A 25,675-nucleotide genomic window follows, 5' to 3' on the forward strand; every position below is an offset into this window, starting at 1 on the left:
TATGCTTGTCGCCTCTGAGCAAGCCGCCTCCGCTTTTCTGCCCGCAGGAGCGAAGCGACGAGGAGGCTAACGGGTCACCCGCGGAAAGCGAAGTCTTGCACGGAAACCAAAAGCGGAGTCTAACCCGCCAGCCTCTGCCTGAAAACTACGTTTAAAAAATACTATCAAAATAGATTCCAACAAAGATGGGAGAAGAGATCATGAATTTTAAGTTGTCTGAAGAGCATGAAATGATTCGTAAAATGGTACGCGATTTTGCACGCAATGAGGTTGCACCGACTGCTGCAGAGCGCGATGAGGAAGAACGCTTCGATATGGATATTTTCCACAAAATGGCGGAGCTCGGCTTGACAGGTATTCCTTGGCCGGAAGAATACGGCGGAATCGGAAGCGACTATCTTGCATACTGCATCGCGGTCGAGGAGCTTTCAAGAGTATGTGCATCGACGGGTGTAACATTATCTGCCCACACATCTTTGGCGGGGTGGCCGGTTTACAAATTCGGTACGGAAGAACAGAAGCAGAAGTATCTTCGTCCGATGGCACAAGGGGAGAAAATCGGTGCGTACGGCTTGACTGAGCCAGGTTCAGGTTCGGATGCAGGCGGAATGAAAACGACAGCCCGCTTAGAAGGCGATCACTACGTATTGAACGGCTCCAAGATCTTCATCACGAACGGCGGCATCGCTGATACGTACATCGTATTTGCATTGACAGATCCATCTTCCCGCCAACGTGGAACAAGTGCGTTCATCGTGGAAAAAGATTTCGAAGGCTTCTCTGTCGGGAAGAAAGAGAAGAAGCTCGGTATCCGTTCATCTCCAACGACGGAAATCGTATTTGAAGAGTGTAAGGTGCCGAAAGAAAACCTTCTTGGTAAAGAAGGGGAAGGATTCAAGATTGCGATGATGACACTTGACGGCGGCCGTAACGGAATTGCCGCGCAGGCAGTCGGGATTGCGCAAGGGGCACTTGATGCGTCCATCGACTACGCGAAAGAGCGCGAGCAGTTCGGCAAACCGATCGCTGCGAATCAGGGGATTTCTTTTAAAATCGCTGACATGGCTACATCCATCGAGGCTTCCCGTCTATTAACCTATCAAGCTGCGTGGCTTGAGTCGGAAGGTCTTCCTTACGGTAAAGAATCTGCGATGTCGAAGCTGATGGCAGGGGATACGGCAATGAAGGTAACGACAGAAGCGGTCCAAATCTTCGGCGGATACGGCTACACGAAGGATTATCCGGTGGAACGCTACATGCGTGACGCGAAGATCACTCAAATTTATGAGGGCACGCAGGAAATCCAGCGTTTGGTTATTTCTCGTATGGTGACGAAATAAATAGAAGTTTGATTGGAGTTGATGGTGCCGTCCTGCGGGGCGTTAGAAAAACTGCCCAGCTCACTGCCGGCATCTGACGTGGCAATGGCAATCAACACTCTAATCTGCGATACGTATTAAAGGGGTATGTTTCCATATATAAACCGCACGCTTCGTTGGGGGACGAAGCAGGCGGCTCTAAGAGGGGTCAATGGGAGAATGTGATAAAGGCGGTCGGTACTAGTGGATAAAAAAAGGGAAGTGCATGCTTCTGTCAAAGATGAACGGTTAGTGGAAAAAAGGCGCGATCAGATGATTCGGGGAGCCGTCTCTCTATTTAAACAGAAGGGGTTTCACCGCACCACGACGAGAGAGATTGCCAAGGCCGCCGGATTCAGCATCGGAACGCTTTATGAGTATATACGAACAAAGGAAGATGTTTTGTATTTAGTCTGTGACAGCATTTATGAGCAGGTTCGATTGGAGCTTGAGGAGCTCGATATCGGCCAGGGGACGCTGGACGGTCTCAAGCTCGGCATCGCCCATTATTTTCAGGTGATGGACCGGATGCAGGATGAAGTCCTCGTCATGTATCAGGAAGCGAAATCATTATCGAAGGACGCTTTGCCTTATGTCCTAAGAAAAGAGCTTGAAATGGTGGCAATGGTCGAGAAGCTGATCGTCCGCTGCGTCGAGACGGGCGAGCTTGAGCTTGATGACAATCAGATCCACATGCTCGCGCAGAATGTATTCGTCCAGGGGCAGATGTGGGGATTCCGCCGCTGGGCACTGCAAAAGAGGTTTTCACTCGAAGAATACATCGATCTGCAAATCGAACTGCTTTTTGCTGGTGTCATAGGTTTTGAAAAACAAAGGAGAACAGGGGGAGTAATATGAGCACGGTTGAAGTTTACAAGCCAAAGCACCATGTCCGTTTCGTGACGGCATCGAGCCTTTTCGACGGACATGATGCATCGATCAACATTATGCGTCGGATTATTCAGGCAAGCGGATCAGAGGTTATTCACTTAGGTCATAACCGCTCCGTGGAAGAAGTGGTGAACGCTGCGATCCAGGAGGACGTTCAGGGGATTGCGATTTCCTCTTATCAAGGCGGACACGTGGAATATTTTAAATATATGTATGATTTGTTAAAAGAAAAAGGGGCTTCCCACATCCGTATTTACGGCGGTGGCGGTGGGGTTATCATCCCGCGCGAAATCAAGGAGCTCCATGAGTACGGGATCGCCCGCATCTTTTCACCAGAAGACGGACGCCAGCACGGACTGCAGGGGATGATCAACCAGATGATAGAGGAATGTGATTTCCCAACGATTGAAGGAAGCGTTAATTCCGAGGTTGAAAAGCTCTCGACTGGTGACGTGAATGCCGTTTCCAAGCTGATTTCACTTGCTGAGTATCAGGTTGGGGCGAATGAAGAAGTAGCGGCAACGGCTCAGACGGTTTTCTCTGAAATTAAGACTCTTGCGAAAAAGGTTCCGGTACTCGGGATTACAGGAACCGGGGGCGCGGGGAAAAGTTCATTGACGGATGAACTGATCCGCCGTTTCATCAACGAGCTTCCTGAGAAAAAGATTGCGATTTTATCCATCGATCCGACGAAGCAGAAGACAGGCGGTGCGCTTCTTGGTGACCGTATCCGCATGAACGCGATCTTCAATCCTCGCGTTTATATGCGCAGCCTTGCCACGCGTGGTTCGAAGACTGAGCTTTCGCTTGCGATCAAGGATGCCATCAATGTGGTGAAAGCGGCAGGCTACGATCTTGTTGTCGTTGAAACGAGCGGTATCGGGCAGGGGGATGCGGAAATCGCAGAAATCTGTGATATGTCCATGTATGTGATGACAAGCGAATTCGGTGCGCCGTCACAGCTTGAGAAAATCGACATGATCGATTTTGCCGACCTGATCGTCATCAACAAATTCGAGCGAAAAGGCTCAGAGGATGCGCGCCGTCAAGTTCAGAAGCAATATCAGCGCAGCCATATGCTGTTTGATAAAGATCTTGATGACATGCCTGTGTACGGAACGATTGCGAGTCAGTTCAACGACCCGGGCACGAATGCATTATTTGCAGCGATCGTTGAAAAAGTAAATGAGAAAATGAAGCTTGACTGGAAAACAAGTTTCGGTAAAAACGTTGATGTTGAAAAACAGAACGTGATCATTCCGAACAACCGTCGCTATTATTTAAGGGAAATCGCGGATACAGTCCGTAACTATCATAAACATGCGGAAGAGCAAGTAAAGCTTGCACGCCGCCTGTTCCAACTTGAAGGTGCGATGGAAGCCCTCCGTGAAAAAGAACAGAATGATGAAGTCCTTACTTCATTGAATACGTTGAAAGCAGAAGTGGAGAACAAGCTGACTGCTGAATCCAAAGGGATTTTAGAGAAGTGGGAGAATCTGAAGGATACGTACAGCAAGGATCAATTCGTCACGAAAATCCGAGATAAGGAAATCGTGACCGAGCTGAAGACAAAGAGCTTGTCAGGACTGGATATTCCTAAGGTGGCCCTGCCTAAGTACAAGGATTACGGGGAAATTCTCAAATGGGTATACAGAGAAAACGTTCCGGGTTCATTCCCGTATACGGCCGGTGTGTTTCCTTTTAAACGAAAAGGGGAAGATCCGAAGCGCCAATTCGCGGGTGAAGGAACGCCGGAGCGTACGAACCGCCGCTTCCACTACCTGTCGAAGGATGATGATGCGAAGCGTCTGAGTACGGCGTTCGACTCGGTTACCCTGTACGGAGAAGATCCGGATCACCGCCCGGATATCTACGGAAAAGTCGGGGAAAGCGGCGTGAGCATCTGTACGCTTGATGATATGAAGAAGCTTTATGCGGGCTTTGATCTTTGTGCTCCGTCGACGTCCGTTTCAATGACAATCAACGGACCGGCACCGATCATCCTGGCGATGTACATGAACACGGCGATCGATCAGCAGATCCGTGCGAAGGAAGAAGAGCTGGGCCGTGTGCTGACAGTGGAAGAGTATGTGGAAGTGAAGGAGCAGACGCTTCAAGTCGTGCGCGGAACCGTGCAGGCAGATATTTTAAAAGAAGACCAAGGTCAGAACACATGTATCTTCTCGACTGAGTTCGCGCTTCGTATGATGGGTGATATCCAGCAGTACTTCATCGATCATAAAGTGAGAAACTACTATTCTGTATCAATTTCCGGCTATCATATCGCGGAAGCGGGAGCGAATCCGATTTCGCAGCTTGCCTTCACGCTCGCAAACGGATTCACGTATGTCGAGTACTATTTAAGCCGCGGAATGGATATCAATAAGTTCGCACCTAACCTGTCGTTCTTCTTCTCAAACGGTCTGGATCCGGAGTACACGGTGATCGGCCGCGTTGCCCGCCGTATCTGGTCGACGGTCATGAGAGATAAGTACGGTGCGGATGAGCGCAGTCAGAAGCTGAAGTATCACATCCAGACGTCCGGCCGCTCGCTGCATGCGCAGGAAATCGACTTCAACGATATCCGCACGACGCTGCAGGCATTGATGGCGCTGCAGGATAACTGTAACTCGCTTCACACGAATGCGTATGACGAAGCGATCACGACGCCGACGGAAGAATCCGTCCGCCGTGCGATGGCGATTCAGATGATCATCACGAAAGAACACGGGCTTTCTAAAAATGAAAATCCGCTTCAAGGATCGTTCATAGCAGAAGAGCTGACCGATTTAGTGGAAGAAATGGTGCTGACAGAGTTCGATCGCCTGAATGACCGCGGAGGCGTACTCGGTTCAATGGAAACCCAGTATCAGCGAGGCAAGATCCAGGAAGAATCAATGTACTATGAAATGAAAAAGCATAACGGCGAACTTCCGATCGTCGGCGTGAACACGTACCTGAATCCGAATCCTCCATCTGAAGAACAGATGGACAGCATGGAACTCGCACGTGCCACGAAGGAAGAGAAAGAAACGCAAATCAAGAATCTTCGCGACTTCCAGACGCGCAACGAAAATGAAGCCGAAGAAGCACTGGTACGCTTGAAAAAAGCGGCCGTCGACGGAGGCAACATCTTCGAGGAGCTGATGGAAACCGTCAAAGTCGCAAGCCTTGGGCAGATCACACGTGCTCTATATGAAGTCGGGGGACAATACCGCCGGAATATGTAATAGAAGATAGATGGAGACTGCTGTTGTTGTGGACGGCAGTCTTTTCTTCTTCTTTCGATTTTTGAAGGCCCGTCCCAGCGTGCGGTGAAGTGATAAAGGGAGGGAGTTCTTCTATAGCGCTTGGGCTGGGAGCAGCCATTCATAGCGCTTTTCAATCGGTGGTGACAATTTTTGAAGGCACATTATCGAAGGCCCGTCCCAGCACGCGTTAAAGCGCTAAAAGCCCGTCCCTCACTTTGCTAAAGGATTTTCTGGTTTTATGGTGATTAAAGTTTGGGGAATCGGTCTATGCTGAATATACAGAAAAGTTACAATTCTTTACCTTGTTGTGATAGATGCCGGTGTGGTTTTGCTATATAATGGGTAATGGATGAATAGACCCTGAGACGACTTGTACTGGATGTGAAATTGTGAGGACATTTTTGCGTTATGCGCTTATTGCGGCCGGTATTTATGGGGCTCTTGTTTTGTATCACTTTCAGCTGGGTGCGATCCCGTTCCTTCTCTTGTCCTTCTACTTTTTTTATGAAGCGTATAAGGTGATCCGGTACGGTGACAGGGAGGAAAGTGAAGAGAGCAGCAGCCTTCTGAATTCACAAGAATAAAAAAATAAGAGAAAAGCTAGATATATATAGCATAAAGTCTCTTATATTGTTTATAATGAATAATATGCTTAAAATGATAATGGCAGGATTATGCCATTTTTTATCGATCCTCATGTAACGGGGATCAATCTTTGGTTTTGCTATGAATGCAGTACATAGTGGTTGAAGGCCTTGCAACAGGCTTCTGTATGCTGTAGTTTTTTAGCCATCTTCGTCCGGTTCACGTCCGGGCAATATGCTTGTGCTTTAGTGACTCTCTCAGTAGAGTGTGAAATAGAGAAAGGAAGTGCGTGAAGTGAGTCTAAAACAATTATCGAAGGAAGAATTGCGACAAACATCATTTATTGAATTGGCACATGAGATCATGGTGGAAAAAAAGCAAGCCATGACATTTCAAGAAGTGTTGAATGAAATTACAAGTCTACTTGAAATCTCTGAATCAGAGGTTAAGAGCCGCATGGTTCAATTTTATACAGACCTGAACATCGACGGGCGTTTCCTTGCGCTTGGCGAAAACCGCTGGGGTCTCCGCGAATGGTATCCGGTTGATCAAATCGAAGAGGAAACCGTTCCGACGATGAAATCTACTAAAAAGAAAAAAGCGAAGAAGAAAGTCGACGAAGACCTTGATCTTGACGAATTCGATGATCTTGACGACGAAGATCTGGATGACGATCTGGATTATGATGATCTTGACGATACAGACGACGAAGATCTGACTGATGATGACGACGATGTGGATGACACAGACGAAGATCTTGACGATCTTGATGTCGATGATGACGATGAAGAATTGGAAATCGATGAGTTCGATGACGATGAAGAGGAAGAGGAAGAAGAATTAGAAGAAGATGAGGATGAAAAACTTTAATTTTTCTGTGAATTAGGAAGATTTTCTTCACCTCATTCTATGCTTGACTTCTTTCTTTTAGGAAGGTAGTATTTTATTTGGGCTCCTTAAAAAAGGACGGATAGAGTATTCAACGCTCCCCTTACCACTTGGTAAGAGGGGCGTTTTTTATTTTTTACAGGACGGCTTGTGCGAAGGATGCAGGCTGATTCACGTTTTCTCTTCCCCTTACAACTTACCATTATTTATAAAAAAGAGGCTGTCTTTTAGCTGTTTTTTGCCCATGATTTTATTTTGCGGGAATGGACTTCTCCTTCTTTGAACAAGATAACTTCATGACAAGGATACATAGGAGACACCCTCTACTTTTTTTGAACCAAATCATATCAAAAGGGGGACATATACATGACTAAGTATATTTTCGTAACAGGCGGCGTTGTGTCGTCACTTGGAAAAGGGATCACAGCAGCGTCCCTTGGAAGACTATTAAAAAACCGCGGAGTTTCGGTAACGATCCAGAAATTCGATCCATACATCAACGTGGATCCGGGAACGATGAGCCCGTATCAGCACGGTGAAGTATTCGTGACGGATGACGGTGCGGAAACGGATCTTGACTTAGGTCACTATGAGCGTTTCGTAGACATCAACCTGACAAAATACAGCTCCGTGACGACTGGTAAGATTTACTCTACAGTTCTGAAAAAAGAGCGCCGCGGAGATTATTTGGGCGGAACGGTCCAGGTCATCCCGCATATCACAAACGAAATCAAAGAACGCGTCTACCGCGCAGGCCGCGAAACGAATTCAGATGTTGTCATCACTGAGATCGGCGGAACGGTGGGGGATATCGAGTCTCTTCCATTCCTTGAGGCGATCCGCCAAATCAAGAGTGATGTAGGCCGTGATAATGTCATGTACATCCACTGTACGTTGGTGCCATACATCAAAGCTGCCGGTGAAATGAAAACAAAACCGACTCAGCACAGCGTAAAAGAGCTTCGCAGCCTTGGTATCCAGCCGAATGTCATCGTCGTTCGTACAGAAATGCCAATGACGCAGGATATGAAAGACAAGATCGCACTGTTCTGTGATATCGATAAAAATGCCGTCATCGAAGCGATGGATGCAGCGACACTTTACTCAGTGCCTCTTTCCCTTCAGGAGCAAAAGCTGGATGATATTACATGCCAGCACCTTAAACTGAATTGCCGTGAAGCGGAAATGACGGAATGGAATGAACTGGTCGAGCGTGTAACGAATCTATCCCGCAAAACGAAAATCGCACTTGTAGGGAAGTATGTTGAACTTCAGGATGCTTACATTTCAGTTGTGGAAGCTCTTCGTCATGCTGGGTACAATTTCGACAGCGACATCGAAGTGAAATGGCTGAACTCAGAGCTTGTTGATGCTGAAAATGTAGCTGAAAAGCTTGGAGACGTAGACGGAATCCTTGTACCAGGAGGCTTCGGTGACCGCGGGGTCGAAGGGAAGATCGCCGCGACTCAATATGCTCGTGAAAACAAGGTGCCTTTCCTTGGAATCTGCCTTGGTATGCAGTTGGCATCTGTAGAGTATGCGCGCAATGTCCTTGGTCTTGAAGGAGCTCACTCTGCTGAGTTGAACCCGGATACGCCATACCCGATCATCGACCTGCTCCCTGAGCAGAAGGACATCGAAGATCTTGGCGGAACACTTCGTCTCGGTTTATATCCATGTAAACTGACGAAAGGTTCAAAAGCCTACGCAGCATACGATGGAGAAGTGGTTTACGAGCGTCACCGCCACCGCTTCGAATTCAACAATCACTACCGTGAGCAAATGGAAAAAGCAGGCTTCATCTTCTCAGGTACAAGCCCTGACGGACGCCTTGTGGAGATCATCGAACTTGAGGATCACCCATGGTTCGTGGCATCCCAATTCCACCCGGAATTCACATCACGCCCGACACGTCCGCAGCCATTGTTCAGAGACTTTGTCGAAGCTAGTCTGGCTTTTGGTGAGAAGTAATAGAGTAGAATAGATTTGGTTTGGGGCCGCTCTCCTTTTTGGGGGAGCGGTTTTTTTGTGTGGTGGGGGTGGTGTGATGATGTCGAATATTGTCGTGAAATCGGCAGATCGCCCTTATATTCGATATTTCGCCCATAAAATCGAATTTGCGCCCTTATATATAAAATATCGCCCATATCTGTGCGGCAGCCGCCCTTAAAACCTGTATCTTAGTAAATTAGCAAAGGAGATGAGGGTATCCCGAGCAATCGATGAGTTGGAGATTTGACAGTTAGAGCATAAAATTAGTGATATCGAGCATAAATCCAGAATATCGAGCAAAAAACCGAGAGCTTCGAGCGAAAAACCGAGAACATCGAGCATAACCAGGTCTTAATACTCCTGCGTGTATACAGAGGAACAACCAAAGCAGAAGGCCCGTCCCTCACTGCATTAACGCATCGAGGGACGGGCTTACATATAAATTTGGCTTTCGAATTTAATCCTCGTATTCCTCCAACATCTCACGAATCACAAACCCCAGCGCAAAGTAGATATAGAGCGCTGCGATACTCGTCGGCATACAAACACGCTCACCGATTTCCTCTCCAGGAAGCATTCCTTTGATCACCTTGGTATCGAGGTGAAGGTCGGCAATTCCGGCGAGCCCATCACCATCACCTTCACCAACCAGACCGGAAATCCCTACAAACGGAATACCTTCATCCGCCAAGCTCTTCCCAAATTCAACCGCTTCTTCATCCGTCGACAAGCGGGTCACGATGAGTACACGGTCTGCTTCAGTCACCGGAATGTACTCATCAAATTTTTTAACAGAAGGCAGCGGCTCTGCCCCGTATAATGCTTCGGCCGTCACAGCTTCCATTTCTCCGTATGCTTTGATATAAATCGATCCCTGTCCGACAGCAGCCTGCGCTAAAAGCCTGGCGGCGTCTTCGATTTCAAACTCCTGCTTTTCAGAGATGCGTTTAAATAAACCCGGTAACTGGGTCGTGAACATCTTGATCATCATTCCACTCCTCCATTTGTCGAACATTAGTCTTCGACAATCTATGCTGTATCGCTTATTATAAAGGAAAATGCGTTTAAGTAAAATAATGGAGAAAAAGCAGGATTTTTCACCGCAGTAGTAGAAGTAATACAATTATGAATCTAATGACAGGAATAAAGAGATAAATACTGTCGTCAATCTATCGGATAATCTATAGAATTAAACCTATAGACAAAATACATATTTCATTTTATTTAAAAAGGGGATTAAGCCATATGAATGAAAAGATACTTATTGTAGATGATCAGTTTGGTATACGAATTCTATTAAATGAAGTCTTGCAAAAGGAAGGCTACCAAACCTTTCAAGCGGCCAATGGCGTTCAGGCACTTGAAATCGTTGATAAGCATTCCCCTGATCTGGTACTTCTGGATATGAAAATTCCTGGAATGGATGGGATCGAAATCCTGAAGCGCATGAAAAAGAAGAACCAGGATATCCGCGTGATCATCATGACCGCGTACGGGGAGCTGGACATGATCCAGGAAGCGAAGGACCTGGGAGCATTGACTCATTTTGCAAAGCCGTTTGACATCGATGATATCAGACAGGCAGTAAGGCAGTATATTCCGGTTTGACCCTGAAGTTAGAATAGTGAAAATAGTAGTATTTTTTACAAATGGCCTCTTCAGTTGGTAAAATCAATTGTGTTTTGGTATGATACAAGTGAAATTGTTAACAATGTAGGTGTGAACAAGCTAAACTTCCATTATACTTACCAAAAATGGCACACTGACTGAATAAAAGGAGGAAATTAATATGCCTTTAGTTTCAATGAAAGACATGCTTATTAAAGCAAAAGAAAACAGCTATGCTGTTGGTCAATTCAACTTGAACAACCTTGAGTTCACTCAAGCGATCCTTCAAGCTGCTGAAGAAGAGAAATCACCTGTCATCCTTGGTGTTTCTGAAGGTGCAGCACGTTACATGAGCGGTTTCAAAACAGTTGTGAAAATGGTTGAAGGTCTTATGGAAGACTTGAACATCACAGTACCTGTTGCGATCCACCTTGATCACGGTTCAAGCTATGACAAATGCAAAGAAGCAATCGATGCTGGTTTCACATCAGTCATGATCGACGCTTCTCACGGTCCTTTCGAAGAGAATATCGAAATCACTTCTAAAGTGGTTGAGTATGCTCACTCTAAAGGTGTTTCTGTTGAAGCTGAGCTTGGTACAGTCGGCGGACAGGAAGATGACGTAGTTGCAGACGGCGTTATCTATGCTGATCCTAAAGAATGTCAAGAGCTGGTTGAACGTACTGGAATCGACACTCTTGCTCCTGCCTTAGGTTCAGTGCACGGTCCTTACAAAGGTGAACCAAACCTTGGATTCAAAGAAATGGAAGAAATCGGTGCGGCAACAGGGGTGCCTTTAGTACTGCACGGTGGAACGGGTATCCCAACAAAAGATATCCAAAAAGCGATCTCTTACGGAACAGCTAAAATCAACGTAAACACTGAAAACCAAATCGCTTCTGCTAAAAAAGTACGCGAAGTACTTGCAGCGGATTCTGAAGTGTACGATCCACGTAAATACATGGGTCCTGCACGTGAAGCGATCAAATCGACAGTGATTGGTAAAATGCGTGAATTTGGTTCTTCTAACCAAGCGTAAGCGAATAGAGGTAATGTTTGGAAAGTGACTGGAATCAGATTAGATCTTTCTGAACGTGGTAGAAAAAGAATGAAGCAGTAGGAGAGGACTGGCACCAGGGGAGGTAATGCCCTTTTTGGGTCAGTCCTTTCCGTTCATTATAAAAAGATTGAAAATTTTGTCGAAAAAGGGGTAGTAAATTTGAAATTTTTTATCGATACAGCAAACATGGACGAAATCAGAGAAGCTTTTGAATGGGGAATCGTTTCAGGTGTGACAACCAACCCATCTCTTGTGGCAAAAGAAAAAGGCGTCACATTTGAAGAACGCCTGAAAGAAATCACCGAACTTGTACCTGGTTCTGTAAGTGCAGAAGTCATCGCTACAAACGCGGAAGGGATGATCAAGGAAGGAAGGGAGCTCGCTAAAATCGCTCCGAACATCACGATCAAGCTTCCGATGACTCCAGACGGATTAACGGCGGCGTCCACTTTTTCCAGAGAAGGGATCAAGACCAATGTCACGTTGATTTTTAGTGCGAATCAGGCGCTTTTAGCAGCCCGCGCCGGAGCGACGTATGTTTCGCCTTTCCTGGGAAGATTGGATGATATCGGTCATGATGGTCTTGAACTGGTTTCGAAGATTGCAGAAATCTTTGCAATCCACGGACTGGAAACAGAGATCATCGCAGCATCGACACGCCATCCTCAGCATATCACGGAAGCGGCACTTAGAGGCGCGCATATTGCAACCGTGCCGCTTAAAGTATTGAAGCAGCTATTCAACCATCCTCTGACGGATAAAGGAATAGAAGCCTTTTTAAATGACTGGAATAACAGATAATTTGTTTGAGATAAACGCTTGATGATAGGTCAAAAGGACCTGTAAGAAAAAAATCGAAAATCCTATACATGTTTTGACGAAATATGTATAAACTAGTAGACAATACACTTCTTAGATCGTCTTCATATGGAAAAATAATCCTTTTTGTTCACGTGCTGGAGAACAGGCTCTCGAAACTGAATGAGTGCCTCTCTTCACCACTGAACAGTGGAAGGGAGATTAAAATGGAAAAGCTTAAGATTGCAGGTGGTTATCCACTTGAAGGTACCATAAAAGTCAGTGGTGCGAAAAACAGTGCTGTCGCGTTGATACCGGCTACGATTCTTGCCGACTCGCCGGTTACGATTGAAGGTCTGCCGGATATTTCAGACGTGCGCACACTGCAGGACTTGCTCGAAGAAATCGGCGGAACGGTCAGTTTCGAGGATGGAGAAATGAGGGTGGACCCTAGTGAGATGGTGTCCATGCCGCTGCCGAGCGGGAAAGTCAAAAAGCTCCGTGCTTCCTATTACCTGATGGGAGCCATGCTGGGACGCTTCAAAAAAGCGGTCATCGGTCTTCCGGGGGGCTGCCATTTGGGACCTCGCCCGATCGATCAGCATATTAAAGGATTTGAAGCGCTCGGTGCCGAAGTAACGAATGAGCAGGGTGCGATTTATCTCCGCGCCGATGAATTGAAGGGTGCGCGTATTTACCTTGATGTCGTAAGTGTAGGCGCTACCATCAATATCATGCTTGCGGCCGTCCGTGCCAAAGGTCGGACCATTATCGAGAATGCAGCGAAAGAACCTGAAATCATTGACGTGGCAACGCTCTTGAGCAATATGGGAGCGAAGATCAAAGGGGCGGGAACAGATGTGATCCGCATTGACGGTGTCGATGAGCTCCATGGCTGCCGTCACACGATCATTCCTGACCGCATCGAAGCAGGTACGTTCATGATTCTTGCTGCAGCAGCAGGAAAAGGCGTCCTGATCGACAATGTCATTCCGTTACATATGGAATCAGTGATTGCGAAGCTTCGTGAAATGGGGGTTCCCGTTGAAACGAATGATGACCAGATCTTTATCGGCAGAGCGGACAAGCTGAAAGCCGTCGATATCAAGACGCTGGTTTATCCTGGATTCCCGACTGACCTGCAGCAGCCATTCACAGCGCTCCTGACTAGAGCGGAAGGTTCCGCCGTGGTAACGGATACGATTTATTCTGCCCGCTTCAAGCACATCGATGAGCTGAGACGCATGAACGCTACGATCAAAGTGGAAGGACGTTCTGCCATCGTCAATGGTCCTGTTCAGCTTCAGGGAGCGAAAGTGAAAGCGAGCGATCTTCGCGCAGGAGCGGCTCTAGTGATTGCCGGCCTGATGGCAGAAGGAATCACTGAAGTCACAGGTCTTGAACACATCGACCGAGGCTACAGCGATCTCGTCGAAAAGCTCGAAGGACTCGGCGCAACGATCTGGCGTGAAAAAATGACGGCAGAAGAACTTGAACAATTAAAATCTTAATCGTTATATGAAAAAATTCTCAGCTTTGAGAAGGATTGGTCTTGCTTTTTTTGAAAAAAGGTCTCTCTGACCCGATAAATGTGTTACAATAAATCTGTTAATATGTTATACAATTTAAATTTATTGTACGACAAGGCTGCTTTTTGATGCTTGGTTTTAGCAGATAGAAACGTGCATATTTGAATTCGCATGGATTTACTGGATTAAAATTCAACCAAGTATTTATTTAGAAAAGAGCTTTTTACAAAAGGGAATTCGGGAGGCTGTATACATGGAAAGAAGTTTATCAATGGAGCTGGTTCGCGTAACGGAAGGAGCTGCTCTTGCATCAGCTAGATGGATGGGACGCGGTAAGAAGGACGAAGCGGATGATGCCGCAACTTCTGCAATGCGTGACGTATTTGATACCGTACCAATGAAGGGAACTGTCGTAATCGGCGAAGGGGAAATGGACGAAGCTCCGATGTTGTACATCGGTGAAAAGCTTGGGACAGGATACGGCCCTCGCGTCGATGTGGCAGTGGACCCGCTTGAAGGAACGAATATCGTTGCATCCGGAGGCTGGAATGCACTTGCTGTCCTGGCGGTTGCCGATCACGGGAACCTGTTGAACGCTCCGGATATGTATATGGATAAAATTGCGGTTGGTCCGGAAGCCGTTGGTGAGATTGATATCAACGCTTCTGTAATCGATAATCTGAAAGCTGTGGCAAAAGCAAAGAACAAAGATATTGAAGACGTCGTGGCAACGGTGCTGAACCGTAAGCGTCACGAGCACATCATCCAGCAATTGAGAGAAGCGGGTGCACGCATCAAGCTGATCAATGACGGGGATGTTGCCGGCGCGATGAATACAGCATTCGATCACACGGGAGTCGATATTTTATTTGGATCGGGCGGTGCCCCTGAAGGTGTACTTGCGGCTGTAGCGCTGAAATGCCTTGGCGGTGAGATTCAAGGGAAGCTTCTTCCTCAGAACGATGCCGAGCTCCAGCGCTGTATCAGCATGGGGCTTGATGTAGATAAAATTTTACGCATGGAAGACCTGGTAACTGGCGATGATGCGATTTTCGCTGCAACAGGCGTAACCGACGGGGAACTCTTAAGAGGTGTTCAGCTGAAAGGAACATACGGATTGACTCACTCAGTCGTCATGCGTGCGAAATCAGGAACCGTCCGCTTCATCGACGGCCGTCACAGTCTTCAAAAGAAGCCGAACCTGGTTATTAAATAAACAAGTAGGCTGTGGTGAAAATATGCCACTTGATAGAAACGTGATTGTTTATCTTTAACGTTCCAGCGGTTGATTGGAGTGCAAGGCGAAGACTCCTGCGGGAAAAGTAGCTAATGTGAGACCCCGCAGGAACGCAGTGACGAGGAGGCTCACGGGCTACCCGCGGAAAGCGAAGTCTTGCACGGAAATCAATAGCGGCAATACAAAGCCTAGCAAGATAAAAGAGAAATCTTCATAAAGATAGCGGAAGGGGAGGTCAGCCTTTCCCCTCCAGCATCTTATCACCCACATCTACTCTTCACAGGTGATAATTACCTTCCTGTTTTTTCTCAAACACACAAAATTCTTCACGAAAAAAGCGAAAAGCCATGAATAGTTATCAACAGTTGAAAAGGGTACCTTGCGCTTTTTCGATAAGTATGGTTAAAATAGATAAGGTTTTTTCTTCAGCATTCTCTTTTTAATGCTTCAATACTATTTCTTCATTTTATTAACAGGGTTATTTTACATAGATTGTTTTGTCCTTCGGGAGGGTAAACAAGACAACATGCAAATCCCCTGATTTCAATTCACTCATTCAAAGCAGCAATCAAATTAATAAAGCGTGGTGTCATAATGGAAGAATTAACAATCTCCAGCTTAGAAAATATGAAGCTGAAAGAGCTTTATGAGCTGGCTAAACGATACAAAGTTTCATATTATAGTAAATTAACAAAAAAAGAACTCATTTTTGCCATTCTGAAAGTAAGAGCGGAACAGGAAGGCTTCTTCTTCATGGAAGGTGTCCTTGAAATCATCCAATCCGAAGGCTTCGGTTTCTTAAGACCGATCAATTATTCTCCAAGTTCAGAGGATATTTATATTTCTGCCTCCCAGATCCGCCGCTTCGATCTTCGTAACGGGGACAAGGTGTCCGGTAAAGTGCGGCCACCGAAAGAAAACGAGCGTTATTTTGGACTCCTGCATGTAGAAATGGTAAATGGGGAAGAGCCGGAAGCAGCGAAGGAACGTGTTCATTTCCCTGCATTGACGCCTTTATACCCGGATCGTCAAATGATGCTTGAAACAACACCGAATAAAATTTCCACACGTGTCATGGACTTGATGGCGCCGGTCGGTTTCGGTCAGCGCGGTCTGATTGTGGCACCGCCTAAAGCTGGTAAGACCATGCTTTTAAAAGAAATCGCGAATTCGATCACTACGAATCATCCGGAAGCGGAACTGATCATCCTATTAATCGATGAGCGCCCGGAGGAAGTAACTGACATCGAACGTTCAGTTGAAGCGGAAGTTGTTTCTTCAACCTTTGATGAGGTTCCTGAAAACCATATCAAAGTGGCGGAGCTCGTCCTTGAACGTGCCATGCGCCTTGTTGAACACAAGCGTGACGTCGTGATCCTGATGGACAGCATCACTCGTCTGGCCCGTGCCTATAACCTTGTGATCCCGCCAAGCGGACGTACGCTTTCAGGCGGTATCGACCCGGCTGCGTTCCACCGTCCGAAGCGTTTCTTCGGGGCAGCCCGTAACATTGAAGAAGGCGGAAGCTTGACGGTCCTTGCGACTGCACTTGTTGACACTGGTTCCCGTATGGATGACGTCATTTATGAAGAATTCAAAGGAACAGGTAACATGGAACTTCACCTTGACCGCTCACTTGCTGAAAGACGTATCTTCCCGGCAATCGATATCCGTCGTTCTGGTACGCGTAAAGAGGAACTTCTTATTCAGCAGGATCATCTTGATAAATTATGGGCAATCCGCAAAGCGATGTCCGATCAGCCCGATTTCGCAGAGAAACTTATGCGCAAGCTGAAACAATCGAAAACGAATCATGAGTTTTTCGAAGTGTTGACAGAAGAAGCGAAGAAGCGTTAATCTATTAATCGGGTTATTTTAAAAGGACAGGATTTCCATTTTATTAGGTTGCAAAACAAGCATGTCCTTGTTATAATATAATCAATGTGTTTTTAAAAATGGATGCGGTAAGGGGCTGGCTATTACTACCATGCTTATGCTCATATCGCATATATCTTCGTAATAAATTACTCTGTTTCAGATGATTCAGGGCGGAAGGAGATGAAAGTAATGAAATCAGCAATTCATCCTAAGTACAACACGATCAAAGTTAGTTGTGCATGCGGTAACGAATTTGAAACTGGTTCTGTAGCAGAAGAAATGCGCGTTGAGGTATGTTCTGAATGCCATCCATTCTACACAGGCCGTCAGAAATTCGCTGACGCAGGTGGACGTGTTGACCGTTTCAACAAAAAATACGGTCTTAAACAAAAACAACAATAATGAAGAGTCAGAAGATCAGGGATGTTCATACCGTTTATGTGCCTAGCATATGAATGGGACGGACTCTCTGAACCTTCTCTTCACTGTATAAAAACAGGCAAGGAAATTCTGCTTGCCTGTTTTTTATTGTAATATAAGATAGTATTTCTTATATTTGAGAAATGGCTAGCTCCAGCGCCTAGCCCCTCGAGACGTTTCGGTCCGCCCACTGAAGTCAAAAAACGATTTCACCGGTCGGCCCTCCAACGCTTGTCGGGGCTGAACAAGGCGCTTGCGCTTTTCTCATTAAAGACAAGATTGAGGCGGTTTTTTAATAAGAGCTGTGCCTCTTTTTTTCTGTCAAATTCACGTTTAGAGAGCATTTTTTACGTACATATAGGAATGCTTTATACTAATAGATCATCAGCGGCATGTGTCCTTTTTTAGCGATTGTGTTTACAGAAAATTGCGAAAAGGGATGCGTTGAAGGACCGCTTTTTCATAATAAGGGGTTAGAAAGGAGAGGCGCTTTCGTGTATGTCATGAAGCAAACCGGTTGGGTGGAAGTCATTTGCGGCAGCATGTTCTCAGGTAAATCAGAAGAACTTATCCGCCGAGTCAGACGCACTCAATTTGCAAAGCAGGAAATTGCTGTGTATAAGCCAAAATTAGATAATCGCTATAGCGATGAATCCGTCGTATCTCACAATGGTACCTCGGTCATTGCAAAGGCAGTTGAGGAATCGGCTGTCATCCTAGAGGATCTGAATCCACAGGTGGATGTAGTCGCTATTGACGAGGTTCAATTTTTCGACGAAGGCATTGTGGAAGTCGTGCAGAAGCTTGCGAACAGCGGTTACCGCGTGATCCTTGCGGGACTCGACCAGGATTTCCGCGGGGAACCATTCGGTCCGATGCCGGCGCTCATGTCCATTGCGGAACAAGTGACCAAGCTTCAAGCTGTATGTGCCGTCTGCGGCTCTCCGGCGAGCCGGACACAGCGCCTAATCAACGGTGAACCGGCCGGCTACGACGATCCGGTCATCCTTGTCGGTGCATCAGAAGCCTACGAACCAAGATGCCGTCATCATCATGAGGTTCCAAAAGGCCTGAGTGTATCACCTGATATGGTAAAGGAATTATAATTTATTATTTGACTTAAGTTAAACCGCTATCCGTATGGGATGGCGGTTTTTTTTGGTTCAATATTGAAGGCCGATATTGAACGTTTCAAAGGCCCGTCCCTCGGTGGTTTAATGCGGTGAAGCAGTCTGGGACGGGCCTTGAAGTTGGGTGGAACAGCCAAAATTCACCTGGTATAACGATGCTCCTGTAGGAAAACGTAATATCAGGAGGTGTTTTGGCATGATGAAGAGAATGATGCTTGCTCTGTTCTTTACGGTGGTTTTTATCATTGCGACTGCTTGCGGCACTGTGAATCAGGAGTCGGAGTATGGGGCTCATAACGATGACGGCGGGACTCAATTCATCGATAACCGCAGGCCACATATGGATAATGACCCGAGAAATGTGAAAAAAGGCGAGAGCATGAATCAGAATCCCAATTTTCCGAACCTGACGAACAATATGGAGAACACATCGACAACGATGGGCGTCTATGAAGATAAAGCGCGGGAAGTCGTGAACGAGTACTCCCATTTTGAAGCAGATGAGGTCTGGATCAATGGTGAACAAATGTGGGTGACGGCCCATACGAAAAATGAAATGACCGCCAAAGAAACGGATCGAGAAGAAGCAAAGTTAAAGAAGAAACTCGAACAAGCGCTTCCTCGATATGATGTGAATGTAAAGATTACGGAAAGATAAATAATAGCTTGAATGGGGCAAGTGGAAGATGGATTCTGCTTGCCTTTTGTTATTTTTACATAATGAAGCCTGAACCCATCATCAGGAAATCAGCCGCAATCCGAACCTTCTTGTTTTTACCCATCTCATATAATATAATTAGACTGTTATGGATTAAAATTGAGGTGAATAGCTGTGTTCGATCGTTTACAAGCAGTGGAAGATCGCTATGATAAGTTAAATGAGCTATTGAGTGATCCGGAAATTGTGAATGACCCAAAGAAGCTAAGAGAATATTCGAAAGAGCAGTCAGATATCCAAGCGACGGTAGAGGCTTACCGCGAATATAAAGACATCAGTCAGCAGTATAAAGATGCGAAAGCGATGCTGGATGAGAAGCTTGATGCTGACATGCGCGAAATGGTAAAAGAAGAAGTATCCGAGCTTGAAGAGCAGATTGATGCACTGGAAGAGCGTTTGAAAATATTATTGATTCCGAAAGACCCGAATGATGACAAGAACGTAATCATGGAGGTTCGCGGAGCAGCCGGCGGAGATGAAGCCGCTCTATTTGCGGGTGACCTATACCGCATGTACAGCCGTTATGCTGAATCCCAAGGCTGGAAAATCGAAGTCATGGAAGCGAGTTCTTCAGGTGTCGGCGGTTATAAAGAGATTATCTTTATGATCACAGGTAACGGTGCCTATTCCAAAATGAAATACGAAAATGGTGCGCACCGCGTGCAGCGTGTTCCAGAAACGGAATCCGGCGGCCGTATCCATACGTCTACTGCAACAGTTGCTTGTCTGCCGGAAGCGGAAGAAGTGGAAGTCGATATCCATGAAAAAGATATCCGCGTCGATACATTCGCGTCCAGCGGACCAGGTGGGCAATCGGTCAATACGACGATGTCTGCTGTACGTTTGACTCACATGCCAACAGGCGTAGTGGTTTCGTGTCAGGATGAAAAATCGCAGATCAAGAACAAAGAGAAAGCGATGAAAGTATTGCGTGCCCGCGTATATGATAAATTCCAACGTGAAGTCCAGGCTGAATACGATGCAAACCGTAAGTCTGCCGTTGGGACGGGTGACCGCTCTGAACGTATCCGTACGTACAACTTCCCGCAAAATCGCGTGACTGACCACCGTATCGGTCTGACGATCCAAAAGCTTGACCAGATCCTTGAAGGGAAGATGGATGAAGTCATCGATGCACTGATCATCGAAGATCAATCCAAGCTCCTTGAAAGAATGGAAGAAGTGTAAAATGACCGTGACTGTATTTGAAGCCCTTAAGTGGGCTTCTTCTTTTTTAAAAGAACATAACCGCGATGAAAATGCTGGTGAAATCTATTTGCGCCACCTGCTTGGAATGTCACGTTCTTCACTGCTTGCCGAACAGCGGAGTGAGGTCCCTCAGGAAAAATGGGAAGAGTTCCAGGAGGGGATCCGAAAGCATGCCGGCGGGGTGCCGATCCAGCATATCATCGGATATGAAGAGTTTTACGGCAGGTCATTCAAGGTGAATGAGCATGTGCTGATTCCAAGACCGGAAACGGAAGAGCTCATCTATTATGGCCTTGAGAAAATGAAGCGGCTGTTTGGTCGAGGTGATTCGCTACGTGCCGCGGATATCGGTACTGGAAGCGGAGCGATTGCGGTAACGTTGAAGCTTGAAAGTAAGGACTTTCCCCTTGAAATGGTGGCGGTAGATATCTCTGAGGAAGCGCTGGCTGTGGCAAAGGAAAACTGTCATCGGCTGGGAGCGGAGATTGATTTTTACCAAGGGGATCTGCTGCAGCCTTTGGTGGATATGGGTGTGAAGCTGGACATTATGCTTTCGAATCCCCCTTATATACCTTTGGGTGATCGTGAAACGATGTCTGAAGTGGTCGTGGACCATGAGCCGCAGCTCGCGTTGTTTGGCGGGGAAGACGGATATGATTTGTACCGGCGGTTTATGGACGAGCTGCCGGCTGTTATGAACGAAACGTTTTTGATCGGATTCGAAGTCGGTACCGGCCAGGGTGAAACTGTAGCCGACATGCTTCGGGACACATTTCCGGACGCGGAGACGGAAGTTGTATTTGATATTAACGGTAAGGACCGGATGGTTTTTTGCTGCAGGCATAATATTTGATTTAAAAGGCTCCTTTTTTGAAAAAGGAGCCTATTTTTGTTGAATTTAAAGAATTTGCCCTTCATTATATGAAAATGAGCCCGTGATCGGTGTTTTAATAGAATAATAGGCAGCAGGCTGTGGAAGCATAGCTATTTATTATCAAAAACAAGGGATTTATTATCAAAAATCCAATTATTTTATCAAAAACAGAAGGTTTATTATCAAAAACAAGAATATATTATCAAAACGAATATTTTCAGGATTAGGCATTAGCATCAAGCGTTTAGAAAAAATATCAATTTACTAGTTTAAGATTTCTCCTTCTTGTCCAGACTGTTTTACTGAGGGGAAGGTGGAGAGAAAATGAAAACAAAACACGCGGTATTATCTTATATCTTGATTCTAACTTTAGGGACAATCTTAAGTTTATATATTCCGAAACAGGAAATCGTTGCACAGGAGCCGATGGTGATTCCACAGGAAGCGATACGCCTGCGCATCCTGGCAAACAGTGACTTAGAGAAAGACCAGAACGTGAAAAGATTGGTGCGCGATGAGGTAAATAAAGAGATTACAGAATGGGTCGGCAGCCTCACATCTCAGGAAGAAGCGAAGGACATCATCAAAGCGGGACTGCCGGAACTTCAGAAGATTGCAGAAGAAGTAGTGGCAGCCCAAGGGCTGGAGCAAAGCGTTAAAATCGATTTTGGCAAGGTTGAGTTCCCGACAAAGCTTTATGGACAGTATCTGTATCCGGCTGGTGAGTATGAAGCGGTATTGATCACACTCGGAAAAGGTGAAGGGGCTAACTGGTGGTGCGTTCTGTACCCGCCGCTCTGCTTCCTGGATTTTTCAACAGGCAACGCGGTAAGAAGCCCGGGATTTGAAACGACGGTCGAAGCAAGTGGTGAAGAAATCACCGAAGTGGATCCGGAAGACGAACTCGCGGCAGAAACAGAGGAACTTGCTGAAGAAGTGGCGACTGAATTAGCTTCGAAAGATGAAATCGGGCAGGATAATCCTTCTGAAAAAATTGCTACTGAAGTAGTGGAAGAGGCAATGGAAGTTGCATCCGGAGTAGTAGAAGAGCAAGAAGCTGTTGAAGAAAGCTTGGAACGAGTAAAGTCTCAAGACACCATCGTTAAAGAAAACAGATTATTTGAAGGATTTCAGACACAAAAAGATGTGGAAAAGAAAAAACAACCAGTTAATGAACAGGTTTTTGTAGAAGAAGGAGAGCAGAAAGAAGCAGAGGTAAGGTTCTTCGTGGTTGACTTGGTTAAATCATTGTTTAAATAAGTGTTAGGCCTCATCTTTCAGATGGGGCCTTGTTACTTTGTAAAAAGAATATGATTGTTGTTTTAAGGGTGATTCCAGCTTTTGAGTGGAGTGGGAGACGAAGACTCCTGCGGGAAAAGTAGCTTATGTGAGACCACGGAGGCTCACGCGCTACCCGCGGAAAGCGAAGTCTTCCACGGAAATCAACAGCGGTGTTCAAAAGCATTCTATCGAAAATAGAAATCTACTAAATAATAGTTCTAATCTTCCCTCCCTCTCATAAATTATCAGTAAGGATGATAGAAAAAAGGGAGGAACACAAAATGACAAAAACAATCAGGCAGGCAACACATCAGGATATTTATAAAGTGATCGGATTTCTTGTTAAAGCGGGATTGAGCACTGAAGGGGTTAAGAACACGATTGACTGTTTCCTGGTGGTGGAAGATGAGGAACAGAATCTGATCGGGACGCTTGGAATCGAGATGCGGGGCGGTACCGGGCTGCTTCGTTCGCTGGTTGTCACTCCTGCCTTTGACAGTGAAGAAATTTTTACTCTTTTCCAGGAGATTTTTAAGCTGGCAAAAGAAAAAGACTTATCTAAGCTTTACTTGATTACAAATCGAAGAGCTTCATTAAATTTCTTTGAAGTATTAGGTTTTCAACAGGAACCACAGGCGTTTGTGGATGAACTGAAAGATTTCGTTCATGCCAAACAGTTATCCACAGTGGATAACCTGCTGACGATGAGCCTTCAACTGTAAGGGGAAACTCGAAGATTCGACAAACATGTGATTTAAAAACCAGGGATGTTCAATCCAAGAGACGGATCATTTTTCAACAAAATGGTCCGATTTTTTTATGAGTGGATTCGACAAAAAACGGGTGAAAGCGGGAGTTTGTCGAAATGTCTCTTTTTTCAGAATTATTCACACTCGTCCACAGGGTTATCCACAGAGGGGTGCGGTTTATGCACGTTTTGTGGATAATGCTTGAGAATTTAGTAGGTTTCTTTTATACTTTCAAATGGGTATGATTGTGGAACACTTGATAATTCAGTGTTTATCCACATTAATGTGAATAGATGTATGCTTGATTGAAAAAGGTGGACGAATGATATGATAAAACGTTGGATTGTGGAAAATGATGTGGATAAAAACGAAAGTTATCCACAAATTGTGGATGCAGCTCGGATTTTGCAACAAAATGAAGTCGTGGCATTTCCGACAGAGACGGTTTATGGGCTTGGAGCAAACGCAAAAAGTGATGAGGCCGTCGATAAAATTTTTAAAGCAAAAGGAAGGCCATCCGATAATCCACTGATTGTCCACATCTCGAATAAAGATCAATTAATAGAGTTGGTTGAAGAGATTCCGGAAGCAGCGGAAAAATTGATTTCTGCTTACTGGCCGGGACCGTTGACCCTCATTTTTCATAAAGAAGATGGAGTGCTTTCTGAAAGGGTGACGGCTGGACTCGATACGGTCGCGATCCGGATGCCGGACCATCCTGTTGCGCTTGCCATTATTGAAGAAGCTGGTTTGCCGATTGCGGCTCCAAGTGCGAATCGTTCTGGAAAACCGAGCCCGACCACGGCTCAGCACGTGATCGATGACCTTGAGGACAGAATCATCGGTGTAGTGGACGGCGGAGAGACGGGTGTTGGCGTCGAATCCACCGTTGTCGATTGTACAGGACCGGCTCCTGTCATTTTACGGCCGGGCGGAGTCACGAAGGAGCAGCTTGAGGAAGTCGTCGGGGAAGTGGGTGTCGATCCTTCATTGAAAGAAGGGAAGGGAGCGCCGAAATCACCCGGGATGAAGTACAAGCATTATGCTCCGGATGCCCCCGTCTACTTGGTCGATGGGACGCGGGATGACGTGCAGAAGCTCGTGGATGAGAAAAAGAGTGAGGGATTGAAAGCCGGTGTGTTGACCACGGATGAATTTGTGGACGATTACCGTGCCGATGTCGTGCTTTCCGTTGGACGGCGAGACGATTTGAAAACGGTCGCTCATGGGCTATACGATACACTGCGGGCATTTAATAATAGTGACGTGGATATCATATTTGCTGAGATGTTCCCTGAAGAGGGAGTAGGGCTTGCGATTATGAACCGGCTTCAGAAAGCTGCGGGGTATCGGGTGATCAAGGCTTGATCTGTTGTCACTGAGGAGTTTGAATTGGCTGGAATGGTTTTTAGCGTGAAAAACTGATATGGAGCGGATTAAACCGTATATGAACTTAAATATTTAAGTAAAAACCCCCTGCTGGTTCGTGTAGTGATAGCGAACGGCAGGGGATTTTTGTTGTAATAACGGTGTGAAAAACAGCGACCGATGCCACTGCATATTTTTGTCATTCTATTTCTTTTTGGACGTGCATAAGTTTGTCTTGAAGGCACGTCCAGAGGAGGAAAAGAAATGACAACACTTATCGGAGAATTGATTACCCTTATGTTAATGGCATTTGCACTCGGGATGGATGCCTTTTCGATCGGTATTGGTATGGGAATGTTTCAGCTTCGATTGAAGCAGATTTTTTACATAGGATTGACGGTCGGCATTTTTCACGTGTTCATGCCGCTCTTTGGAATGATGACGGGGAAATTTTTATCCGACACTTTCGGATCGTTTGCTACATACGCGGGTGGCATACTCCTGGTTGTGCTTGGCATACAGATGTTTTTCTCCAGTTTTAAAGATGAAGAAACGACACTGATTTCTCCGGTGGGCTTCGGTCTCATGTTATTTGCGCTGAGTGTAAGTTTAGACAGTTTTTCGGTCGGCTTGACCCTCGGAATTTTCGGCGCGCGGACAGCTGTGGCGCTAGTTTGCTTCGGGGTGGCTGCCACCCTCCTGACCTGGATCGGCCTCTTGCTCGGAAGAAAATTTCAAGGCGTCCTCGGCACCTACAGCGAAGCACTCGGAGGTAGCATCCTATTTGCGTTCGGGATCAAGCTGCTGCTGCCATTGTAGATTGATAGAAATGAATTTGATGAATTTGAAGG

The 25,675-nt window shown here is 46.1% G+C and carries 22 protein-coding genes; 21 read left to right on the forward strand and 1 reads right to left on the reverse strand.

Translation table 11 applies throughout. The features are described from left to right. The first annotated feature begins 200 nt into the window (after positions 1–200). The 6 genes from ACXAFV_RS02800 to ACXAFV_RS02825 all read left to right on the forward strand — a co-directional run bounded on the left by ACXAFV_RS02800 (position 201) and on the right by ACXAFV_RS02825 (position 8,944). Positions 201–1,340, forward strand: a complete 1,140-nt coding sequence (locus tag ACXAFV_RS02800; protein ID WP_475124306.1) for an acyl-CoA dehydrogenase — start codon at positions 201–203, stop codon at positions 1,338–1,340. Between the two features lie 222 nt (positions 1,341–1,562). Next, the gene (locus tag ACXAFV_RS02805) at positions 1,563–2,216 is read left to right on the forward strand and encodes a TetR/AcrR family transcriptional regulator (protein ID WP_475124308.1); all 654 of its coding nucleotides are present in this window, start codon (positions 1,563–1,565) and stop codon (positions 2,214–2,216) included. Beyond that, positions 2,213–5,479, forward strand: a complete 3,267-nt coding sequence (gene icmF, locus ACXAFV_RS02810) for a fused isobutyryl-CoA mutase/GTPase IcmF (protein ID WP_475124310.1) — start codon at positions 2,213–2,215, stop codon at positions 5,477–5,479. Before ACXAFV_RS02805 ends, icmF begins: the two co-directional genes overlap by 4 nt. A gap of 410 nt (positions 5,480–5,889) precedes the next feature. Continuing rightward, positions 5,890–6,084 carry a hypothetical protein gene (locus ACXAFV_RS02815; protein ID WP_475124312.1) on the forward strand — a complete coding sequence of 65 codons (195 nt, stop codon included), beginning with the start codon at positions 5,890–5,892 and terminating at the stop codon, positions 6,082–6,084. 295 nt (positions 6,085–6,379) lie between these two features. After that, entirely contained in the window at positions 6,380–6,955 is a 576-nt protein-coding gene (gene rpoE, locus ACXAFV_RS02820; protein WP_475124313.1) for a DNA-directed RNA polymerase subunit delta, read from the forward strand. A gap of 384 nt (positions 6,956–7,339) precedes the next feature. Then, positions 7,340–8,944: a CTP synthase gene (locus ACXAFV_RS02825; RefSeq protein ID WP_475124315.1), complete on the forward strand. Its 1,605-nt coding sequence runs from the start codon at positions 7,340–7,342 to the stop codon at positions 8,942–8,944. A 478-nt stretch (positions 8,945–9,422) separates the two neighbouring features. On the opposite strand, the gene ACXAFV_RS02830 is transcribed toward ACXAFV_RS02825, so the two are convergent. Beyond that, positions 9,423–9,956 carry a DUF2529 domain-containing protein gene (locus ACXAFV_RS02830; protein ID WP_475124316.1) on the reverse strand — a complete coding sequence of 178 codons (534 nt, stop codon included), beginning with the start codon at positions 9,954–9,956 and terminating at the stop codon, positions 9,423–9,425. Positions 9,957–10,210: 254 nt separating this feature from the next. Here ACXAFV_RS02830 and ACXAFV_RS02835 point away from each other — a divergent pair, with 254 nt between their 5' ends. From ACXAFV_RS02835 to ACXAFV_RS02905, 15 genes are all read left to right on the forward strand, one after another. Next, complete coding sequence (locus ACXAFV_RS02835) at positions 10,211–10,573, forward strand: response regulator (protein WP_175989997.1); 363 nt, start codon at positions 10,211–10,213, stop codon at positions 10,571–10,573. Positions 10,574–10,754: 181 nt separating this feature from the next. After that, a complete protein-coding gene (gene fdaB / locus ACXAFV_RS02840) occupies positions 10,755–11,612 on the forward strand; it encodes a class IIb fructose-bisphosphate aldolase FdaB (RefSeq protein WP_475124318.1) in 858 nt (285 codons plus the stop codon). Between the two features lie 180 nt (positions 11,613–11,792). After that, on the forward strand, positions 11,793–12,434 hold the full coding sequence (fsa, locus tag ACXAFV_RS02845; protein ID WP_475124319.1) for a fructose-6-phosphate aldolase: 642 nt from the start codon (positions 11,793–11,795) through the stop codon (positions 12,432–12,434). 224 nt (positions 12,435–12,658) lie between these two features. After that, positions 12,659–13,942, forward strand: coding sequence for a UDP-N-acetylglucosamine 1-carboxyvinyltransferase (locus tag ACXAFV_RS02850; RefSeq protein ID WP_475124320.1), 1,284 nt, complete (start codon positions 12,659–12,661; stop codon positions 13,940–13,942). 271 nt (positions 13,943–14,213) lie between these two features. Beyond that, entirely contained in the window at positions 14,214–15,176 is a 963-nt protein-coding gene (gene glpX, locus ACXAFV_RS02855) for a class II fructose-bisphosphatase (RefSeq protein ID WP_475124322.1), read from the forward strand. 615 nt (positions 15,177–15,791) lie between these two features. Then, complete coding sequence (rho, locus tag ACXAFV_RS02860) at positions 15,792–17,054, forward strand: transcription termination factor Rho (protein WP_475124323.1); 1,263 nt, start codon at positions 15,792–15,794, stop codon at positions 17,052–17,054. A gap of 210 nt (positions 17,055–17,264) precedes the next feature. Then, positions 17,265–17,477 carry a 50S ribosomal protein L31 gene (gene rpmE, locus ACXAFV_RS02865; protein ID WP_175990003.1) on the forward strand — a complete coding sequence of 71 codons (213 nt, stop codon included), beginning with the start codon at positions 17,265–17,267 and terminating at the stop codon, positions 17,475–17,477. Between the two features lie 512 nt (positions 17,478–17,989). After that, positions 17,990–18,601, forward strand: coding sequence for a thymidine kinase (locus ACXAFV_RS02870; protein ID WP_475124325.1), 612 nt, complete (start codon positions 17,990–17,992; stop codon positions 18,599–18,601). Between the two features lie 220 nt (positions 18,602–18,821). Next, positions 18,822–19,283, forward strand: a complete 462-nt coding sequence (locus tag ACXAFV_RS02875) for a hypothetical protein (RefSeq protein ID WP_475124327.1) — start codon at positions 18,822–18,824, stop codon at positions 19,281–19,283. Positions 19,284–19,457: 174 nt separating this feature from the next. Then, positions 19,458–20,531 carry a peptide chain release factor 1 gene (gene prfA / locus ACXAFV_RS02880; RefSeq protein WP_475124328.1) on the forward strand — a complete coding sequence of 358 codons (1,074 nt, stop codon included), beginning with the start codon at positions 19,458–19,460 and terminating at the stop codon, positions 20,529–20,531. Between the two features lies 1 nt (position 20,532). Then, positions 20,533–21,405 (forward strand): peptide chain release factor N(5)-glutamine methyltransferase, encoded by an 873-nt coding sequence (gene prmC, locus ACXAFV_RS02885; RefSeq protein WP_475124330.1) that lies wholly within the window; start codon positions 20,533–20,535, stop codon positions 21,403–21,405. A 345-nt stretch (positions 21,406–21,750) separates the two neighbouring features. After that, positions 21,751–22,686, forward strand: coding sequence for a stage II sporulation protein R (spoIIR, locus tag ACXAFV_RS02890; protein ID WP_475124332.1), 936 nt, complete (start codon positions 21,751–21,753; stop codon positions 22,684–22,686). A gap of 302 nt (positions 22,687–22,988) precedes the next feature. Further along, the gene (locus ACXAFV_RS02895; protein ID WP_475124334.1) at positions 22,989–23,429 is read left to right on the forward strand and encodes a GNAT family N-acetyltransferase; all 441 of its coding nucleotides are present in this window, start codon (positions 22,989–22,991) and stop codon (positions 23,427–23,429) included. A 354-nt stretch (positions 23,430–23,783) separates the two neighbouring features. Beyond that, a complete protein-coding gene (locus ACXAFV_RS02900; RefSeq protein ID WP_475124336.1) occupies positions 23,784–24,824 on the forward strand; it encodes an L-threonylcarbamoyladenylate synthase in 1,041 nt (346 codons plus the stop codon). A gap of 264 nt (positions 24,825–25,088) precedes the next feature. Further along, positions 25,089–25,643 carry a manganese efflux pump MntP gene (locus ACXAFV_RS02905; protein ID WP_475124337.1) on the forward strand — a complete coding sequence of 185 codons (555 nt, stop codon included), beginning with the start codon at positions 25,089–25,091 and terminating at the stop codon, positions 25,641–25,643. Positions 25,644–25,675: the final 32 nt, after the last annotated feature.

It is taken from the genome of Rossellomorea sp. ABR4_012 (assembly GCF_056159545.1).

What these genes read in the sequence shown, in the direction of transcription:
- ACXAFV_RS02800 (WP_475124306.1), top strand. Translation starts at nt 201, where the DNA reads ATGAATTTTAAGTTGTCTGAAGAGCATGAAATGATTCGTAAAATGGTA.
- icmF (WP_475124310.1), top strand. Translation starts at nt 2,213, where the DNA reads ATGAGCACGGTTGAAGTTTACAAGCCAAAGCACCATGTCCGTTTCGTG.
- ACXAFV_RS02825 (WP_475124315.1), top strand. Translation starts at nt 7,340, where the DNA reads ATGACTAAGTATATTTTCGTAACAGGCGGCGTTGTGTCGTCACTTGGA.
- ACXAFV_RS02830 (WP_475124316.1), bottom strand. Translation starts at nt 9,956, where the DNA reads ATGATGATCAAGATGTTCACGACCCAGTTACCGGGTTTATTTAAACGC.
- ACXAFV_RS02835 (WP_175989997.1), top strand. Translation starts at nt 10,211, where the DNA reads ATGAATGAAAAGATACTTATTGTAGATGATCAGTTTGGTATACGAATT.
- fdaB (WP_475124318.1), top strand. Translation starts at nt 10,755, where the DNA reads ATGCCTTTAGTTTCAATGAAAGACATGCTTATTAAAGCAAAAGAAAAC.
- ACXAFV_RS02850 (WP_475124320.1), top strand. Translation starts at nt 12,659, where the DNA reads ATGGAAAAGCTTAAGATTGCAGGTGGTTATCCACTTGAAGGTACCATA.
- glpX (WP_475124322.1), top strand. Translation starts at nt 14,214, where the DNA reads ATGGAAAGAAGTTTATCAATGGAGCTGGTTCGCGTAACGGAAGGAGCT.
- rho (WP_475124323.1), top strand. Translation starts at nt 15,792, where the DNA reads ATGGAAGAATTAACAATCTCCAGCTTAGAAAATATGAAGCTGAAAGAG.
- rpmE (WP_175990003.1), top strand. Translation starts at nt 17,265, where the DNA reads ATGAAATCAGCAATTCATCCTAAGTACAACACGATCAAAGTTAGTTGT.
- ACXAFV_RS02875 (WP_475124327.1), top strand. Translation starts at nt 18,822, where the DNA reads ATGATGAAGAGAATGATGCTTGCTCTGTTCTTTACGGTGGTTTTTATC.
- prmC (WP_475124330.1), top strand. Translation starts at nt 20,533, where the DNA reads ATGACCGTGACTGTATTTGAAGCCCTTAAGTGGGCTTCTTCTTTTTTA.
- spoIIR (WP_475124332.1), top strand. Translation starts at nt 21,751, where the DNA reads ATGAAAACAAAACACGCGGTATTATCTTATATCTTGATTCTAACTTTA.
- ACXAFV_RS02895 (WP_475124334.1), top strand. Translation starts at nt 22,989, where the DNA reads ATGACAAAAACAATCAGGCAGGCAACACATCAGGATATTTATAAAGTG.
- ACXAFV_RS02900 (WP_475124336.1), top strand. Translation starts at nt 23,784, where the DNA reads ATGATAAAACGTTGGATTGTGGAAAATGATGTGGATAAAAACGAAAGT.
- ACXAFV_RS02905 (WP_475124337.1), top strand. Translation starts at nt 25,089, where the DNA reads ATGACAACACTTATCGGAGAATTGATTACCCTTATGTTAATGGCATTT.